The following is an 18072-nucleotide window of genomic DNA, read 5'->3' on the forward strand; positions in this document are numbered from 1 at the left end:
GGCCGCGGCCGCCGCGGCCGCTCCGCCCGCGGACCCCACCCCCGGGCCGGAGCGGGTCCCCACCTCGGACGGGTCCGCGGCCCGGTGCGTCGGCTGGCTGTCCGGGCTGAAACCGCCGAACGCCCCGAGCCCGCTGAGCATCGTCAACACCGTGACGCACACCCCGCAGATCATCGCCCCCACCGCCCGCACCAGCATCGGCCACCGCTCGCCCGCCAGTTCGTAGGTCTCGGCGGCGCAGAGGTCGCGCCAGCGCTGGAGCGCACCGCGCGACAGCCAGATCCCGCCGAGCGCGGCGGCGAACAGGGGGATGACGAGGAGCGGACGAACCACGGGACGCACCACCTCGGGAGGGGGGCCGGCGCCGGACCGGACCCGGAGCCGTTACGGGAGGCGACCGCTCCGGCAACGGGCTCCCGGAGGGGAGCCCGGGGCGCGACCGGGGCGCAGTCGGCCCCCAGCGTGCACAACGGGCGCACGGTCACACGCGGGTGCGCCCGGCGAGTATCGCCCGTTCACTCGAAGGTGTGACGGCGCACGGACTCCGGGAGGCGTACCGGGTGACCGGAACGGGCTCAAGGCGGTCGTACTGATCACGCTCCGGATCACACGTACGGGTCACGCGGAGGAATCACGCGTACGGATCACAGCGGCCCGGTGCTCAGCCCACCCGGTGCCCAACCCGCCCGGTCTCAGCCCGCCCGCAGCGCCACCGTCATCGCCTCGACCGCGAGCAGCGGGTCCACGTTGCGGTCCAGCGCCTCGCGGCAGGCGAGCACCGCCTCGATCCTGCGCAGCGTGCCCTCGGCCGGCCCGGCCTGGGCGACCCGGTTCAGCGCCTGCCGCTGGTCCTCGTTGGCGAGCACCCCGGTGGAGCCGAGCTGGATCGCGAGCACGTCCCGGTAGAAGCCGAGCAGGTCGAGCAGGGCGACGCCGAGGGTCTCCCGGCGGGTGCGGGTCGCGCGGCTCTTCTGCCGCTTCTCCAGCTCCTTGACGGCCCCGGCCATGCCGCGCGGCGCCTTGCTCCCCTCGGCGGCGCCGTAGGCGGCCTTCAGGTCGTCGGTCTCCTTCGCGTCCTGGGTCTCGGCGAGCGCCTCGGCATCGGCCTTGGCGGTGTCGACCAGGCGCTGGGCGGCGGCCAGGCAGCCGCCGATGTCGGCGACCTCCAGCGGGATCCGCAGCACCTCGGTGCGGCGGCCGCGGGCCTGCTCGTCCACCGCGAGGCGGCGCGAGCGCTCGATGTCGCCCTGCCCGGCGAGCGCGGCCAGCCGGGCGGTCTCCGGCTCGACGCCGTCCCGGCGGACCAGCATGTCGGCGACGGCCTCGGCGGCGGGCGTGCGCAGCACCAGCAGGCGGCAGCGCGAGCGGATGGTCGGCAGCACGTCCTGGACGGAGGGGGCGCAGAGCAGCCAGACGGTGCGCGGGGAGGGCTCCTCCACGCCCTTGAGCAGCGCGTTCGCGGCGGCCTCGGTGAGCCGGTGGGCGGCGTCGACCAGGATCACCGACCAGCGGCCGCCGGTCGGGTAGCTGGAGGCGCGCATCACCAGGTCGCGCATGTCGCCGACGCCGATGGACAGGCCGTCGGTCCGCACGTACTTGACGTCGGCGTGGCTGCCGGCCAGCACGGTGTGGCAGCCGTCGCAGAACCCGCAGCCGGGCGTGCCGCCGAGCGCGAGGTCGGGGCTGGTGCACTGGAGGGCCGCGGCGAAGGCGCGCGCGGCGGTGACCTGCCCGGCCCCGGGCGGGCCGGTGAACAGCCAGGCGTGCGTCATCAGGGAGGCGTTCCCGCCCTGCTCCGGGGCCGCGCCCCGGCCGGCCGCCACCGTCGCCCCGGCCGCCCGGGCGGCCGCGGTCAGCTGTTCGACCACCCGCTCCTGGCCCACCAGGTCGTCCCAGACGGCCACTCTGCTGCTCCCAAGCTCCGTACGACGGCGCGCCCGGCGCCGATTGCCCGCCGTCGAGCATACGTCTCCGCTCCGACAGCCACTGCTCCGTCCGGGTCACCCCCGGGAACCCCGGTACGACGGGGGGCGGCGCCGCCCGGGGTCACCGCCCCGGGCGACGCCGCCCGTCGTCCGTACGAAACCGTCGGGGGTCAGCCCCGGCGGCCCCAGCGCCGGCCCTTGCCCTTGCCGCCGCCCTCGCCCCGGTCGTCCCCGCCGGTCCGGTCCTGGCCGGTCCGGTCCTGGCCGTCGTGCGGGCCCGGCCGGCCGTCGCCGTTGTGCTCCCAGCGCGCCCACTCGTCGCGCGAGCCGAGCAGCGTGTCGGTCAGGCTCGGCAGGTCGTCCAGCGGGGTCTCCTCGGCCCACTCCGGCCGCGACCGCTCGGCGGCGGACTGCGGCGTGGTGGGCTGGGACGCGGCGGACTGCGGCGTGGTGGGCTGCGGCGCGGCGGGCCGGGACGCGGGGGGCGTCTTCCGGTCGTCGACCACCGGCAGCTCGCGGGTGCTGTCCAGCGGCTCACCGGCACGGCGCGGCTCACCCGTGCGCCCCGGCTCGACCCGCGGCAGCACCTCGGTCCGGTCGGCCTCCGCCGGAACCCTCGGCAGCACGGCCGTCTCGTCCACCGCGGAAGCCGGCACCGCCGGCAGCTTGGCGGTCGTCTCGACGGCCGGCTGCCGGTCCCGCAGCGACAGCTCACGCGTCGCCTCGTCACCGATCCCGCGCGCGGAATCCCCGGCAGAGGCATCACGGGGCGTGTCGCGGACCGGCGTGTCCCGGACCGCCCGCAGCTCGGTGGTCGCCGCGTCCCCGGCCGGGGCCCGGCCCTCCGCCCGACCCTCCGCCGTCTCCGCCGCCGCGGCGGCCGCCGCGAGCGCCGCGGCCTGCGCCAGCCGGGCCTCCTCGGCCCGCTGCAGCGCCTCCTCCGCCCGGCGGCGCTGCTCCTCGCGGGCCAGCTCCCGCTGCCGCTGCAGCTCCGCCTGGGCGGCCGCCTCGTCGGCGATCCGCTTGCGCTCGGCGGCCTCCGCGGCCAGTCGGGCCTCCTCGGCCGCGCGGCGCTTCGCCTCCTCCTCGGCCCGGCGGCGCGCTTCCTCCTCGGCCTTGCGGCGGGCCTCCTCCTCGGCCTTGCGCCGGGCCTCGGCAGCGGCCCGCTCGGCCTCCTCCTTGGCCAGCCGCTCCTTCTCGGCCTGCTCGGCCCGCAGCTGCGCCAGCACCTCCTGGCGCTTGCGCTCGGCGGCCTCCTCCTCGGCCTTCTTGCGGGCCTCCTCGGCGGCCCTCCGCTCGGCCTCCTCACGGGCGAGGCGCTCCTGCTCGGCGCGGGCCGCCTTCTCCTGCTCGGAGAGCGGCAGCTCGCGGTCGAGCCGGTGCCGGATGGCGGTGGTGACGAAGTCGGGGGCCTGGCTGCCGTCCACGACCAGGTAGCGCGCCGGGTCGGCGGCCGCGAGGGAGAGGAAGCCGGCCCGGACCCGCTGGTGGAACTCGGTCGGCTCGGACTCCAGCCGGTCCAGCGCCTCGGTGAAGCGCTCCCGGGCCCGGGTCGGGTCGACGTCCAGCACCACGGTCAGGTCGGGCAGCAGCCCGCCGGTCGCCCAGCGGGAGATCCGGGCGACCTCGGTGGCGGCCAGGTCGCGCCCGGCGCCCTGGTAGGCGATGGAGGAGTCCATGTACCGGTCGGTGATCACCACGGCGCCGCGCGCGAGGGCCGGCCGGATGACGTTCTCGACGTGCTCGGCCCGGTCGGCCGCGTAGATCAGCGCCTCGGCCCGGTGCGACAGGCCGGTGTTGCCGACGTCCAGGACCAGGCCGCGCAGCCGCTGCCCGACCGGGCTGCCGCCGGGCTCGCGGGTGAGCACGACCTCGTGCCCCTTGCCGCGGATCCACTCGGCCAGCGCCTGGGCCTGGGTGGACTTGCCGGCGCCGTCGCCGCCCTCCAGGGCGATGAAGAAACCGGTGCCCGTACCCCGGTGCGGCACCGGGCCGGTGGCGCCGCGCACCGCGTCCACCAGGTCCCGGCCGAACGGCACGGTACCGCGCCGGTCGTCGGTGCGCAGCAGCACGACGGCGGCGAGCACCAGGGTGAGCAGCCCCGCGGTGGCGACGGCGAGGGCCGCGCCGCCGTGGATGAAGGTGAAGGAGCCGGGCTCGACGGAGCCGTACTCGACGTCCCCGTAACCGGCGGCGATCAGCGGGACGGCGACCAGCGCGGCGGCGACCACGGCCCGCAGCACCGCGTACAGGTGCTCGGTGACCTTCGCCAGCCGGGCCTCCTCGACCTCCTGGGCGAGCAGGGTGCGCCCGGTGGAGACCACGATCCCGGCGGCCAGGCCGGCCAGCACGGTGAGCAGCAGGACCAGCACGAAGTCCAGCACCAGCCCGGCCAGGATCAGCGCCACGCCCTCGGTGAGCAGCGCCAGCGCGAGCAGCCGGCGGCGGGACAGCGAGGGCAGCGTGGCCCGGGTGAGCCGGGCGCCCAGTGCGGGCGCGCCGGCCGCGGCGAGCACCAGCAGGCCGTAGCCGATCGGCCCGGCCCGGTGCTCGGCGGCGGTGAGCAGCGCCAGCGCGGCGACGCCCGCCATCGAGGCGTACCCGGCCGCGACGGCGAAGGTGAAGTACGGGGCGCTGCCGGTGCGGCCCTTGCTCAGGGCGGGGCCGGGGGCCGCGTCGGTGGGTGCGCGCAGGCCGGTCAGCGGCGAGTGCGGGGCGACGGCCACCGGGCCGCCGGGCAGCTGCTGGAGGTAGCCGCGGGCGGCTGCGGCGGCGAACAGGCCGGCCGCGCCGAGCGCCGCGAAGGTCAGCTGGTGGGCGCGCAGCCAGTCCGAGCCGGTCGCCGCACCGATGTTGTTGAGCAGGGTGAGGACGACCAGCCCGACGGCCGCGAGCGGCACGGTGACCCAGCCGGTGAAGCGGTCGATGCTCCGGACGACGTCCAGGTTGGCGGCGGTCGGCCGCTGCTCGGCGGTCGGGGCGTAAGGGTCCGCAGGCGGCAGCAGGCCGGGGACGGCGGCGTTCCTGGTGATCCCCCGGACCCGCTCGGCGGCACCGGTGACGAACACGGTGGCGAGCAGCACGTAGGTGGCCCCGCCGGAGGGCCGCGGGCCTGAGCCCAGCCAGACCGTCCACCAGGGCGCCAGGCCGAGCAGCACGGCGGCCAGCACGTCCGCGCCGAACAGCGTCCAGCGTCGGTCGAGCCGGCCGGCCACCAGCTGGTGCACCGGCTCCAGCAGCGCGACGCCGACCAGCCCGGTGGCCGCCACCCGGGCGGCGAGGACGGCGGCGGTCGCGAAGGCGAGGCTGCGCGGCAGGTCGCCGAGCTGCCCGCCCTGGGCGGCCGCGATCACGGTGAGCGCGAGCAGCACCAGCAGCCCGAGCCGGTCGGCGGTGCCGCCGATCAGCTGGGTGGTCCACAGTCGCCGGTAGGGCCGGGTCCGCAGCAGCGCCCGGGCCCGGTCCACCGGGGTCCCGGCGGGCGCGACCTCGGACAGGTCGGGCCCGGTGGCTCTGGCGGCCGGGGCGGCGCTGGGGGTGGGCTGCTCCTCGCTCGTCATACGGTCAGCGTAGCGGTCTGGGCTTTGCCCGATTGAGACGAACGGGGTTCCGGATCCCGGTCATCACCGCCCTGTGACGATCCGTGCACAGTCCCCGGGGTGTTCGGAGCCCGCGTCTCCCGGTCGGGAGACGCGGGCCCGGTGCCGCTGCCGGAGGATCAGCCCTCGTCGGTGGCGGTGGCCTTGCTCGCGGCGGCCTTCTTGGCCGTCGTCTTCTTGGCCGCCGCCGTCTTGGTGGCGGTCTTCTTCGCGACCGTCTTCGCGGCGGTCTTCTTCGCGGCGGTCTTGCTCGCCGTCGTCTTGGCCGCCGTGGTCTTCTTGGCCGCCGTCTTCTTCGCCGGGGCCTTCTTCGCCGCCTTCTTCACCGGCCCGCGCGCCCGCTTCTCGGCGAGCAGCTCGTAGCCGCGCTCCGGCGTGATCGTCTCGACGTCGTCGTCCTTGCGCAGCGTCGCGTTGGTCTCGCCGTCGGTCACGTACGGGCCGAAGCGGCCGTCCTTGACCACCACCGGGCGCTCGCTGACCGGGTCGGTGCCCAGCTCCTTGAGCGGCGGGGCGGCGGCGGCCCGGCCGCGCTGCTTGGGCTGGGCGTAGATCGCCAGCGCCTCGTCGAGGGTGATCGTGAAGAGCTGGTCCTCACTGGTGAGCGAGCGCGAGTCGGTGCCGCGCTTGAGGTACGGGCCGTAGCGACCGTTCTGCGCGGTGATCTCCGCGCCCTCGGCGTCGGCGCCGACCACGCGCGGCAGCGAGAGCAGCCGCAGCGCGTCCTCCAGGGTGACGGTGTCCAGCGACATCGTCTTGAACAGCGAGGCGGTGCGCGGCTTGACCGCGTTCTTGCCGGTCTTGGGCGTGCCCTCGGGCAGGATCTCGGTCACGTACGGGCCGTAGCGGCCGTCCTTGGCGACCAGCATGTTGCCGCTGACCGGGTCCGGGCCCAGCTCGAAGTCGCCGCTGGGCTTGGCCAGCAGTTCCTCGGCCAGCTCGACGGTCAGCTCGTCCGGCGGCAGCTCGTCCGGGATGTCGGCGCGCTGGCCGGGCTCGCCCTCGACGGCGGAGGCGCGCTCGACGTACGGACCGTAGCGGCCGACCCGCAGGGTGATGTCGTCGCTGACCCGGAACGAGCTGATCTCCCGGGCGTCGATCGCGCCCAGGTCGGTGACCAGCTCCTTCAGGCCGCCCAGGTGGTCGCCGTCGCCGTTGCCGGCCTCGGCGGCACCGCCGGCCACGTGGCCGTCGCCCTCGCCGAAGTAGAAGCGCTTCAGCCACGGCACGGACTTCGCCTCACCGGCGGCGATCCGGTCGAGGTCGTCCTCCATCTTGGCGGTGAAGTCGTAGTCGACCAGTCGGCCGAAGTGCTTCTCCAGCAGGTTGACCACGGCGAAGGAGAGGAAGGACGGGACGAGGGCCGTGCCCTTCTTGAACACGTACCGGCGCTGGATGATCGTGTCGATGATCGACGCGTAGGTGGAGGGACGGCCGATCTCCCGGTCCTCCAGCTCCTTCACCAGCGAGGCCTCGGTGTAGCGGGCCGGCGGCTTGGTGGCGTGGCCCTCCGGGGTGATCCGCTCGGCGGCCAGCGGGTCGCCCTGGGCGACCTGCGGCAGTCGGCGCTCGCGGTCGTCGAGCTCGGCGTTCGGGTCGTCGGCGCCCTCGACGTAGGCCTTCAGGAAGCCGTGGAAGGTGATGATCTTGCCGGAGGCGGAGAACTCGACGTCCCGGCCGTCGGCGGAGGTGCCGCCGACCCGGACGGTGACGGACTGGCCGACCGCGTCCTTCATCTGGGAGGCGACGGTGCGCATCCAGATCAGCTCGTACAGCCTGAAGTCGTCGCCGGTCAGACCGGTCTCGGCGGGCGTGCGGAAGCGGTCGCCGGAGGGGCGGACGGCCTCGTGCGCCTCCTGCGCGTTCTTGACCTTGCTGGCGTAGGTGCGCGGGGCGTCCGGCAGGTAGTCGGCGCCGTACAGCTGGGTGACCTGCGCCCGGGCGGCGGCGACCGCGGTGTCCGACAGCGTGGTGGAGTCGGTGCGCATATAGGTGATGAAGCCGTTCTCGTACAGCTTCTGGGCCACCTGCATGGTCCGCTTGGCACCGAAGCCCAGCTTGCGGCTGGCCTCCTGCTGGAGCGTGGTGGTGCGGAACGGCGCATACGGCGAGCGGCGGTATGGCTTGGACTCGACGCTGCGGACGGCGAACGCGGTCTGCTCCAGGGCGGCGGCCAGCTGGCGGGCGGCCTGCTCGTCCAGGTGCAGGGTGTTGGCGCTGGCGGCCTTCAGCCGGCCGTCCGGGCCGAAGTCGCGGCCGCTGGCGATCCGCTTGCCGTCGACCGAGGCCAGCCGGGCGCCGAAGGTCTCCGGGTTGGCGGCGTCGGCCGGGGTGCGGCCGGTGCCGAAGGTGCCGACCAGGTCCCAGTACGAGGCGGTGCGGAAGGCCATCCGCTCGCGCTCGCGCTCGACCACCAGACGGGTCGCCACGGACTGCACCCGGCCCGCCGACAGCTTCGGCATGACCTTCTTCCACAGCACCGGCGAGACCTCGAAGCCGTACAGCCGGTCGAGGATGCGGCGGGTCTCCTGGGCGTCGACCAGGCGCTGGTTGAGCTCGCGCGGGTTGGCCACCGCCTCCTGGATCGCCGACTTGGTGATCTCGTGGAACACCATCCGGTGCACGGGCACCTTGGGCTTGAGCACCTGCTGGAGGTGCCACGCGATGGCCTCGCCCTCGCGGTCCTCATCGGTGGCGAGGAAGAGCTCGTCGGACTCCGCGAGCAGCGACTTCAACTTGCTGACCTGGGACTTCTTGTCCGCGTTGACCACGTAGATGGGCGCGAAGTCGTGATCGACGTCCACCCCGAGGCGGCGCACCTCGCCGGTGTACTTGTCCGGCACCTCGGCCGCGGTGCTGGGGAGGTCGCGGATGTGCCCGACGCTCGCCTCGACGATGTAGCCGGGGCCCAGGTAGCCCTTGATCGTCTTCGCCTTGGCCGGCGACTCGACAATGACGAGTCGCTGTCCGTGCGCGGTCTCGCTGCTCGGGGACACCTTCGCTCTTCTCTCCCGGTCCTTTATGTGGCTGGTCGGCGCTGGCAGCACGGGCTGCGCTCCGCCCGACCCCTCCACCGTCCCGGGGCAGCCGCTGCACGACGACCCCACCAGCGGAGTGTGACCGTACCCCGGCCACCCTTGTCAAACGGACGGATCCCGCTTTTTCACTTGCCGGACTCACCGACGCCACTCGAACGGTAACCCGATGACGGAGGTTCGCGCCCCGTGGAGGGGGGCTTCGGCAGGTTCCGAAGGATGGAATGACGGATTTCAAGATCTGTCAACGGGAAATTCGGCGCACTTCCGGGTGTGCACCGGCGGCTTCCGGTCGTCGGCTCCGGTCATCGGCTTCCGCTTGTCGGCCGATGACCTCAGGCCGTCGGCCCGTGCGACGCCCGGCTCGCGGCTCTCAGTTCCCGGCTGCGGCCAGCAGACCGGCCCCCGCCACGAGACAGCTCACGGCCAGGGCGCTCCACAGCAGGTCGGTGACCGCCGCCCTGCCGACCTCCCCCGCCGCCAGCACCGCACGGCTGGGGCGGTGCGGGTCGTAGCAGATCCGCACCGAGGCACCCGGCGCGAACCGCTCCGGACGGCGCAGCGGGGTGTGCCCGCGCGGGCGGGTGAGCACCAGCTCCGCGATCCGTCCGGCGCCGGTACCGGGACCGTCGGCCGGGGGACGCACGGAGAAGGAGAGCAGCGGCGCGCTGTCGAGCTGGCCGTGCGCGTCGTTCTCGGCGACCACCGTGGCCACCGCCGACACGCCCACTCGGCGCACCCGGTGGCGAAGGCGCACTTCGGCGGCGCACCAGAGCAGCAGCACGCCACCGAAGAGGGCGAGCAGCAGCCCGCCCACCGTCGCCGTCGTCGTGTCCACCCCTGGCCCCCGGCTCCCCGACCCCGTCCACAGCCTGTGGACAGAGCCTCACAGCGCCGGACCAACGGGGAGCGGACGCCCGGGGGCCGCCGGACGAACCAGGGGGTACGGACGAATGAACCGGGCGCCCTGGTCGCCGACAGCCGGCCGGTGGTTGGTGACCGGTGGCCGGACCGCCACCGGCCGTGCTACCGCACCGGGTTGATGAACCCCTGCTCGGTCAGCAGCCGCAGCGACTCCGGCACCCGGTCCCGCAGGACCACCCGGTCCTCGCCCAGCAACTGCGCGATGGCGTCCACGATCTCGCCCGCCGACAGCGTGCCGTCGCACACCCCGACGAATCCGGCGCCGACGGTGTCCACCTTGGTCGCCCGCCGCATGCCCCGGTGGTGACGGAGGATCACGTGCTCCGGGTCCTCCGCCCCCGGCGCGCCGACCTGCTCCTGGACCACCTCGTCGGCCAGCACGTAGCGGGCCGCGAGCAGGCCCGCGTCGTCGTGCGAGCGCAGGAAGTCCTGCCGGTCGAACCACTCCTCGATGTGCGGGCCGAGCGGCTGCTCCACCGGGTGCGGCCACTCCTCCACCCGGACGGTCGGACGCTCGGCGCCGCTCGCCCGCAGGGTGATCCAGCCCATGCCGATGCCCTCGACCCGGCCCGCCTCGAAGGCGTCCAGCCACTCGCCGTACCGGGCCTGGTAGTCACCGCCGGGGCCGCGGTGGTCGCCGCCGTCGCGCAGCCACAACTCGGCGTACTGCGCGACGTCCTGGACCTCCCGTTGGACGATCCAGGCGTCCAGCCCGGTGCCCGCCACCCAGCCGGCCAGCCGCTCCTGCCAGTCCTCGCCCTTGACGTGCTGCCAGTTGGCGAGCAACTGGCAGTAGCCGCCCTGCTCCAGGTGTCCGGCCGCCGAACGCACCAGGCTGCGGCACAGGTCGTCCCCGGCCATGCCGCCGTCGCGGTAGGTGAACCGGCCGGCCGGGGAGATGACGAACGGCGGGTTGGAGACGATCAGGTCGAACTTCCGCTCCCCGACCGGCTCGAAGAGGCTCCCGGAGAACGCCTCGGTGTTGTCGAAACCGGACAGCGCCAGGGTCAGCTCGGTGAAGCGCAGGGCGCGCGGGTTGAGGTCGGTGGCGGTGACGCTGCGGGCGTGCCGGGCCGCGTGCAGCGCCTGCACGCCGGAGCCCGAGCCGAGGTCCAGAGCGGCCCCGACGGGGCGGCGCACGGTGATGTTGGCCAGCGTCGTGGACGCGCCGCCCACCCCCAGCACCAGGTCCTTGCGGGCCACCCCGTGCGCGGTCTCGCCGGAGCCGATACCGCCCGCGCCGCCCACCGCGCAGCCCAGGTCGGAGACCACCCAGGCGTCCGAGGCGGGCAGCCCGGCAACCTCGTTCGCGTACGGCCGGATGTCCACCGTGGCACGCACCAGGTCCCCGTCGGGGCGCAGCCAGCCGTCCGCCAGGCAGTCCTCCACCGACAGCGCGGCGGCCGCCGCCTTGTACGGCACCGGCTGCTGCAACAGGAACAACCGCACCAGGGTCTCCAGCGGGCTGCCGCCCCGCGTGGCACGCAGCGCCGGCACCGCCTCGCTACGGGCCAGCGCCGCATATCCGGTGGGCCCCAGGAGGTCCAGGCACCCATCGGCGGTGTACGAGGCGGCGAGCAGCGCCTCGCGCAGCTTGGCCAGACGGGTCGGGTCGAGAACGGGGCTACTGATCACCCCGCCATTGTCCCCCGCCCCACCGGCCCACACCGACGGCCACCCCTGCCACCCGGCAACCCCGAGGCCTCGGGCCCGCCGCACCCGCCGCACCCGCCGGGAACACGCTCCCGATCGGCCCCACCGCGGACGGCCGCGGCCCCGCCCCCGCGCACAACACAGCGGCCGGGGCCGCTCCTGCGAGCGGCCCCTGCCGAGCCCTGCGTCCTTCAGCCCTCGCCCGGCCCCGGTCAGCTCGCGCTGGGTGCCGGGGTGGCCGGGGCGGAGGCCGGAGCCGCCGGGGTGGTGGCGCCTGCGGGGGGCGTGGCCGCCGGGTTCGCGCTGTCCGTCGCGCCGGGCGTGGGAGTGCCGCTGGGGGCGTCGGTGGCGGCGGGCGTGCCAGCGCTCGGGGTCGCGCTCGCGCCCCCTGCGGCCGGGGTACCGCTCGCGGCACCGGTCGCACCGGCACCCGGGGTGGCGCTGGGCTGGCTGGGCTTGCAGCCCTCCTGCTTGGCCATCGCCGCGCCGAGGTCACCGCGCTGCAGCTTGCTCTGCGCCTGGGTGGACAGCGAGGCCAGCTGCCCCAGCTGGTCGCCAACGCTCTTCAGCCCGTCCGCGAACTTCGACTGGTCGTTGGTGGCGAGCGCGTCCAGCTTCTTCTGGACGTCCAGGTAGCCGTCGGCCGCCTTCTTCAGCTCGTCGACGCTGTCCTTCTGCAGGGTCGCGCCGTCGTCCACCTTGGGCGCACCGGCCGCGTCGATGGCGGAGGCGATGTCCTGGTTGGTCTTGGCCAGTCGCCCGATGTCCGCCGAGAGCCGCTTCTGCAGGTCGACCGGGGTCTCGCCGGTCTTCACCTGGGCGGTGTCGGCGAGCGCGGCCTGCGCCTGGGCGATCGGGTCCTTGGCCGCACTGCAGACGTTGGACGCCCAGGACTCCAGCTGCTTGCTGTTGTCGTTGCCGCCACAGCCGACGGCGCCGAACGCGAGCAGCACGCCGAGGGCGGGTACGGCCAGCAGTCGCTTGTTCACCGGGAGAAGCCTTTCGGTTTCGGTCGTGTTCGGTCGTCGAACCTACACGGCCGCCGCCGATCGCCCGGTTCCCGGCTGCTCAGCCCCGAGCTCACGCCCCTGACCGACCCTGACCACCCCGCCGCTCAGGCCCGATCGACCCGAGTCGGATCACCCGGACGGACGTCCGGGCGGTTCGCAGCACCCGGGGCGTCCACATCCGGCACACCGAGGAGGCCGCAGGGACCGGCCGGTCGGCACTCGCCGTCGCGTGAGATCGCCGTCGGGCGGTGCGGCGGCGAGACCGCCGCCGCCAGGCCACCGCCCGACTCAACCGTTCGTCCACGACCGCCCGAGAGCCGGAACCGCCCCCGGGTACGGTGCGGAAGCGGTCCTCAGACCGCGACGGAGGCGACCGAAACCGGCCAGCTCATCCGGATCACGCCACCGCTGGCGCCGTTGGTGACCTCAAGGTCCTCGACCAGGCCGGTGATCACGGCGAGACCGAGGGTGTCCTCGTCCGCCTCGCCGCCCTCGGCCGCGCCGGCGGCCGGGACGGCGTCGAGGCCGGCTTCGTCCTCGACCTCGATGAGGAAACGCTTCTCCTGGTCGGTCAGCGCGACCCTGACCGCGCCGCCGATGCCACCGCGCTGGTGCAGGCCGACCGCGCGCGAGCACGCCTCACCGACCGCGAGCCGTACCTCGTCGAGCACCGACTCGTCGACCCCGGCCCGTCTGGCGACGGCCGCGGCGACCAGCCGGGCCGTCCGCACGTGCTCGGGAAGCGCGCTGAATCGAAGTTCGACGGTTGCCATCTCTCCCCCTCGGGGTACTCCGACCGGGGCCGGAAGTACGGCCCCTGCGGGCCGGCTGGACCGGCCCCGATGCGGCCGGGAAGCGCCGGGGCCTAGCAGGCCCGGGCGTCCCGGACGCGTGGAACGGGCGGGCCGGCCACACGGACCGGCCCGGACGCGTCAGTCGGTCGCGGCGACCGCGTCGTCCACCGAGGTGTGGATCGGGAAGACCTTGGTCAGTCCGGTGATCCGGAAGATCTTGAGGATGCGCTCCTGGTTGCAGACGAGGCGCAGCGAGCCCTCGTGGGCGCGCACCCGCTTCAGACCGCCCACCAGCACACCCAGGCCGGTCGAGTCCAGGAAGTCAACGCCCTCCATGTCGACGACGAGGTGGTACTTGCCGTCGTTGACGAGCTCGACCAGCTGCTCCCGCAGCTTCGGGGCGGTGTACACATCGATCTCGCCGCCAACCTCGACGACCGTACGATCGCCGACTGCACGGGTCGACAGGGACAGGTCCACGGAACCTCCAGCACCTTGCCTTGCTACGTCATGTGCGATCCTCGGCCGGACGGCCGCCACCGCATGGTCGCGAGCCCGGGCACGCCAAGCCACGCGTGGCAAGCCTCAGCGCTGCGACCCACGGCCGTACGGCCGTCACGGCCACATTCAACCACCTGCGACCATGCCCGCACGATGGCTTACGACGATTCTCCGTCACGCCGGTGACACACTGGGTCCTCATGCCGCCCCGACACAGCCTGCCCGAGGCACTGCTCACGACCCTGTCCACCAGTCGGGGGCGGTCCGACCGGCTCACCCATACGGAGCACCTTCCCGCCCGACCTGCGCGTTATTCACCGTGGCCCGACTCGATCCGCCGGGAGATCGTGGACTCGGCACTCGCCGTCGGGGTGGAGCAGCCCTGGGCGCACCAGGCAGAAGCGATGAACCTGGCGAAAAGCGGCCAGACTGTGGTGATCGCCACAGGTACCGCCTCGGGCAAGTCGCTGGGCTATCTGGCGCCCGTGCTCAGCGATCTGCTGGACGGCACCGAGGCCCGCAACGGCCGCGGCGCCACCGCGCTCTACCTGGCCCCGACCAAGGCGCTCGCCGCCGACCAGCGCCGCCGCGCCGCCGAACTCGCCCCGCCCAGGGTGCGCGCCGCCCTGTACGACGGCGACACCCCGCCCGAGGAGCGCGAGTGGGTCCGCCAGTACGCCTCCTACGTGCTCACCAACCCGGACATGCTGCACCGGGGCATCCTGCCCGCGCACGCCCGCTGGTCCTCCTTCCTCAAGGTGTTGCGCTACGTGGTCATCGACGAGTGCCACAGTTACCGGGGCGTGTTCGGCTCGCACGTCGCCCAGGTGCTGCGACGGCTGCGCCGCGTCTGCGCCCGTTACGGTTCGTCACCCACCTTCCTGCTCGCCTCCGCCACGACCGCCGACCCGGCCGCCACCGCCCGGCGGCTGACCGGCCTGCCCGCCGTGGCCGTCACCGAGGACGCCTCGCCGCGCGGGCCGATGGTCTTCGGCCTCTGGGAGCCGCCGCTGACCGAGAACGTCGGCGAACACGGCGCCCCCGTGCGCCGCACCGCCACCGCCGAGGCCGCGCACCTGCTGACCGACCTGGTCGAGCGGCAGACCCGGACCGTCGTGTTCGTCCGCTCCCGCCGTGCCGCCGAAATCGTCGCCCTCCAGACCCAGGACCAGCTCGGCCGACCACTCGCCGACCGGGTGGCCGCCTACCGCGGCGGCTACCTCGCCGACGAACGCCGGGCCCTGGAACGCGCCCTGCACTCCGGCCGGCTGCTCGGACTCGCCTCCACCTCCGCTCTCGAACTCGGCGTCGACATCTCCGGTCTCGACGCCGTCCTGATGGCCGGCTACCCCGGCACCCGGGCCTCGCTCTGGCAGCAGGCGGGCCGGGCCGGCCGCGAGGCCCAGGGCGCGCTGGCCGTCCTGATCGCCCGGGACGACCCGCTGGACACCTACCTGGTGCACCACCCGGAGGCCCTGTTCGAGGCGCCCGTCGAGGCCACCGTGCTCGACCCCGACAACCCGCACGTGCTCGCCCCGCACCTGTGCGCGGCCGCCGCCGAACTCCCGCTCACCGACGCGGACCTGGAGCTGTTCGGCCCCTCCACCGCGCCGCTGCTGCCGGTGCTGGAGCGGCGCGGCCTACTGCGCCGGCGTGCCGACGGCTCCTGGTACTGGACCCGCCGCGAACGCGCGGCCGACGCCGTCGACCTGCGCGGCAGCGGCGGCAGCCCGGTGCAGATCGTCGAGGCCGACACCGGCCGACTGCTCGGCACGGTGGACGCCGCGGCCGCCCACACCACCGTCCACACCGGGGCCGTCCACCTGCACCAGGGCCGCACCTACCTGGTCCGCGAGCTCGACCTGGAGAACTCGGTCGCCCTCGTCGAACCGGCCGACCCGCCGTACACCACGGCCGCCCGTGACATCACCTCCATCTCCGTCCTCGACACCGACACCACCGTCCACTGGGGCGAGGGTCGGCTCAGCTTCGGTTCGGTGGAGGTGGTCAACCAGGTGGTCGGCTACCTCCGGAAGCGGATCTCCACCGGGGAGATCATGGGCGAGAGCAAGCTCGACCTCCCGCCCCGCACCCTGCGCACCCGCGCGGTCTGGTGGTCCGTCACCGAGGACCAGCTGCTCGACGCGGACCTCCCGCTCGACCAACTGCCCGGTGCCGCCCACGCCGCCGAGCACGCCTCGATCGGCCTGCTGCCGCTGTTCGCCACCTGCGACCGGTGGGACATCGGCGGCGTCTCCGTGCCACTGCACCCCGACACCGGTCTGCCCACCGTGTTCGTCTACGACGGCCACCCGGGCGGAGCCGGCTTCGCCGAGCGCGGCTTCCAGCGGGCCGTCCAGTGGTTGACCGCCACCCGGGCGGCGATCGCCTCCTGCGAGTGCGAGCGCGGCTGCCCGTCCTGCGTCCAGTCACCCAAGTGCGGCAACGGGAACGACCCGCTGGACAAGGCGGCGTCCGTCCTGCTGCTGGACATCCTGCTGGCCGGAGCCCCCGGCGCGGGGACCGGGCCGGGGGCCGGGCCGGGGGCCGACACGGAGCCCGGACCAGGGGCCGGACCAGGGGCCGGGCCGGGGGCCGGGCCGAACCCGTAGGGCAACGGCGCCGACCGGCTCATGACGCCCCCGAAGGGCCGCCTGGAGCGCCACCAGGGACTCCGCCCGGGGCTCCTCCGGCACCGTCCTCGGCCCCGGCGACCGGGGCCCGTACCGGTCCGGCCCGGGCCCGCCCCCGCGCCGGACCGACCGGCAGCCGCAGCGGGAGCCCGCCGACCGGCACCTCGGCGACCACCGTGACGGCGTCCGCCGACCGGTCGACCGCGCAGGACACCAGAGCGGCTCCCTGGGTGGCCGCGATCCCCGCGGCCCGATCGCAGCCACCGTCCGGGTCCAGCAGCAGCCGGTCGGCCGCCGCCAGGGCCGCCAGGTCGGCGGCCGACTCGGCCCGGTGCCGGGCGGCTACCACCGCGCCGACCGCGATCGTCGCGGTGAACGCTGCCGTGCCCAGCATCGCCAGGGCGAGCAGCCAAACCGTCGCCGAGCCGGCGTCCGGGCCGTAGCCACGCCCGCCCGCCGTGGCGGCCCGAGCGGTACGGGCCCGTGCCAGCCGCTCTGCCACCTGCCAGAGACCGGTCAGGAGGGCCATGGGCCACCACCCGCTTCGATGGTGCTCCCCAGCACGTCCTCCCGCGCTGCCACGGCCGCCGCACCGACCCGGACGGCGAGCAGTCCGCCGAGCCTGCCCGGCGCCGTGCACGGTGCGTCCACGTCGACCCGCACGGTGTCGGCCGCCACCGCCACCCGCACCTGCGCCCCCGGCGGGGCCGCCGCGCGGGCGAGCTCGACGGCGTTCACCTCCCCGCGCGCGGCCGCCCTGGCACCGATCCGGGCCGCGTCCACGCAGTGGATCTGCGCGGCCGCCGCCAGCACGCCCCAGATCAGCATCGCCGCCAGCAGGACGATCGCGGGCAGCGCCACCGCCGTCTCGGCGGTGGCGAAGCCGCCGTCCCCGCGCCGGCCCGACCCCGGTGGCCGTGCCCGACCGCGGCCGCGCGCCGTCGGCTCCGGGCCCGCCCGCGAGGCCTCATCGCGCGCCCCGCGGGCGGGAGTTCGGGCGCAGGCCCTACGTCGCATGGAGTGCCCGCTCCAGCGTCTCGGTCAGTGCCCCCATGATGGTCGCGCTGGTCACCACCTTGTACAGCCCGGCGGCGAGGGCGCACGCGCCCAACGTTCCGACGGCGTATTCGGCCGTGGTCATCCCAGCGTCCGACCGGCCTCGACGCCGGGCCACCCTGCGCACCCGGCCCGCCGCCCGGCGGCTCTTCCGCCGCCACTCCCCGGGCGTCCGCCCGAGCGGACTCCCGGCACCGGGCCTGATCGCGATCGTTGCAGTCATAGATTTCTCCTGTTCTCTTCGGTTCTCGTCGTTCCCTCGGCTCCGGCGGATCCGGAACCGACACTTGTTCACATCGCCTGGGCGAAGCGGCTGGTGAGGCCGACCACCACCGGCACCACGCCGATCAGGACGAAGGCCGGGAGGAAGCAGAGCCCCAGCGGCGCGGTGGCGAGCACCGCGGCCCTTCGGACCCTGGCGTGGGCCGCACGGGCGGCGGCCGTCCGCTGCCCTTGGGCCAGCCCGATCAGCGGACCGGCCGCGGGAGCGCCGCCGAGACTCGTCCGGACCAGGCAGCGCGCCAGCGGCGCCAGCGAGGGGTGCTGCTCGCCCAGTCGGACCCAGCTGAGCTCCGGTGGTGCGCCCAGGGCCAGTTCGGCCCCGATCGCCACCAGCCTCGGCCCCATCGGCGCCCCCACGCTCCGGCCCACCGCCGACACCGCCGCGGAAGGCAGTGCCGCCGACCCGAGACAGGCGGCCAACAGCTCGGCGCTCAGAGGAAGTTGCCTGGTCAGCAGCTCCTCCTCCAGGGCCGCCCGGCGATCCGTCGGTGACCGCACCCGGGCCGACCACCGATGGACGCCCACCGCGACCATCACCCCGACGACCAGGCCACCTCCTCCGCCGAGCAGCAACGCCGCTGCCAGCCCGGCCCCGACCGCCGACGCCACTCGTCGCCAGGGCCCAATGCCCGCTTCCCTCGGGCCGGTTCGCTCCCGCAC

General features: G+C 74.9%; 14 protein-coding genes. 1 reads left to right on the forward strand and 13 read right to left on the reverse strand.

The features are described from left to right. From RZ50_RS18140 to bldG, 9 genes are all read right to left on the reverse strand, one after another. Window positions 1-333 (reverse strand): hypothetical protein (locus RZ50_RS18140; RefSeq protein ID WP_217680607.1); only part of this gene is annotated, 333 nt, incomplete at its 3' end. Between the two features lie 359 nt (window positions 334-692). Beyond that, entirely contained in the window at window positions 693-1904 is a 1212-nt protein-coding gene (locus RZ50_RS18145) for a DNA polymerase III subunit delta' (protein WP_196950697.1), read from the reverse strand. Window positions 1905-2095: 191 nt separating this feature from the next. Beyond that, window positions 2096-5485, reverse strand: a complete 3390-nt coding sequence (gene tmk, locus RZ50_RS18150; RefSeq protein ID WP_217680608.1) for a dTMP kinase — start codon at window positions 5483-5485, stop codon at window positions 2096-2098. Window positions 5486-5643: 158 nt separating this feature from the next. Continuing rightward, a complete protein-coding gene (gene topA / locus RZ50_RS18155) occupies window positions 5644-8520 on the reverse strand; it encodes a type I DNA topoisomerase (protein ID WP_196951975.1) in 2877 nt (958 codons plus the stop codon). Window positions 8521-8932: 412 nt separating this feature from the next. After that, the gene (locus tag RZ50_RS18160; protein WP_196952043.1) at window positions 8933-9397 is read right to left on the reverse strand and encodes a DUF3592 domain-containing protein; all 465 of its coding nucleotides are present in this window, start codon (window positions 9395-9397) and stop codon (window positions 8933-8935) included. A gap of 188 nt (window positions 9398-9585) precedes the next feature. Further along, window positions 9586-11118, reverse strand: coding sequence for a methyltransferase (locus RZ50_RS18165; protein ID WP_196951976.1), 1533 nt, complete (start codon window positions 11116-11118; stop codon window positions 9586-9588). Window positions 11119-11348: 230 nt separating this feature from the next. After that, complete coding sequence (locus RZ50_RS18170) at window positions 11349-12125, reverse strand: hypothetical protein (protein WP_196951977.1); 777 nt, start codon at window positions 12123-12125, stop codon at window positions 11349-11351. Window positions 12126-12499: 374 nt separating this feature from the next. Further along, window positions 12500-12919 carry an ATP-binding protein gene (locus RZ50_RS18175; protein WP_196951978.1) on the reverse strand — a complete coding sequence of 140 codons (420 nt, stop codon included), beginning with the start codon at window positions 12917-12919 and terminating at the stop codon, window positions 12500-12502. 159 nt (window positions 12920-13078) lie between these two features. Beyond that, complete coding sequence (bldG, locus tag RZ50_RS18180) at window positions 13079-13420, reverse strand: anti-sigma factor antagonist BldG (protein WP_188305076.1); 342 nt, start codon at window positions 13418-13420, stop codon at window positions 13079-13081. 221 nt (window positions 13421-13641) lie between these two features. Here bldG and RZ50_RS18185 point away from each other — a divergent pair, with 221 nt between their 5' ends. After that, window positions 13642-16053, forward strand: coding sequence for a DEAD/DEAH box helicase (locus RZ50_RS18185; RefSeq protein WP_196951979.1), 2412 nt, complete (start codon window positions 13642-13644; stop codon window positions 16051-16053). Between the two features lie 19 nt (window positions 16054-16072). On the opposite strand, the gene RZ50_RS18190 is transcribed toward RZ50_RS18185, so the two are convergent. The 4 genes from RZ50_RS18190 to RZ50_RS18205 all read right to left on the reverse strand — a co-directional run bounded on the left by RZ50_RS18190 (window position 16073) and on the right by RZ50_RS18205 (window position 18021). Further along, complete coding sequence (locus RZ50_RS18190) at window positions 16073-16603, reverse strand: Rv3654c family TadE-like protein (RefSeq protein WP_196951980.1); 531 nt, start codon at window positions 16601-16603, stop codon at window positions 16073-16075. Next, window positions 16591-16935, reverse strand: a complete 345-nt coding sequence (locus tag RZ50_RS18195) for a TadE family type IV pilus minor pilin (RefSeq protein WP_196951981.1) — start codon at window positions 16933-16935, stop codon at window positions 16591-16593. The genes RZ50_RS18190 and RZ50_RS18195 overlap by 13 nt, the downstream gene beginning before the upstream one ends. A gap of 145 nt (window positions 16936-17080) precedes the next feature. Further along, window positions 17081-17353, reverse strand: a complete 273-nt coding sequence (locus RZ50_RS29730; RefSeq protein ID WP_196951982.1) for a DUF4244 domain-containing protein — start codon at window positions 17351-17353, stop codon at window positions 17081-17083. A 68-nt stretch (window positions 17354-17421) separates the two neighbouring features. Next, window positions 17422-18021 carry a type II secretion system F family protein gene (locus RZ50_RS18205; RefSeq protein WP_196951983.1) on the reverse strand — a complete coding sequence of 200 codons (600 nt, stop codon included), beginning with the start codon at window positions 18019-18021 and terminating at the stop codon, window positions 17422-17424. Window positions 18022-18072: the final 51 nt, after the last annotated feature.

It is taken from the genome of Kitasatospora sp. SUK 42, assembly GCF_015776785.2.
In the GTDB taxonomy this organism is placed as follows: Bacteria; Actinomycetota; Actinomycetes; order Streptomycetales; family Streptomycetaceae; genus Kitasatospora.

Bases quoted from the DNA above. Each gene is read 5' to 3' on its own strand.
- tmk (WP_217680608.1), bottom strand. From the start codon at position 5,485: ATGACGAGCGAGGAGCAGCCCACCCCCAGCGCCGCCCCGGCCGCCAGA.
- RZ50_RS18175 (WP_196951978.1), bottom strand. From the start codon at position 12,919: ATGGCAACCGTCGAACTTCGATTCAGCGCGCTTCCCGAGCACGTGCGG.
- RZ50_RS18185 (WP_196951979.1), top strand. From the start codon at position 13,642: ATGCCGCCCCGACACAGCCTGCCCGAGGCACTGCTCACGACCCTGTCC.
- RZ50_RS18190 (WP_196951980.1), bottom strand. From the start codon at position 16,603: ATGGCCCTCCTGACCGGTCTCTGGCAGGTGGCAGAGCGGCTGGCACGG.
- RZ50_RS29730 (WP_196951982.1), bottom strand. From the start codon at position 17,353: ATGACTGCAACGATCGCGATCAGGCCCGGTGCCGGGAGTCCGCTCGGG.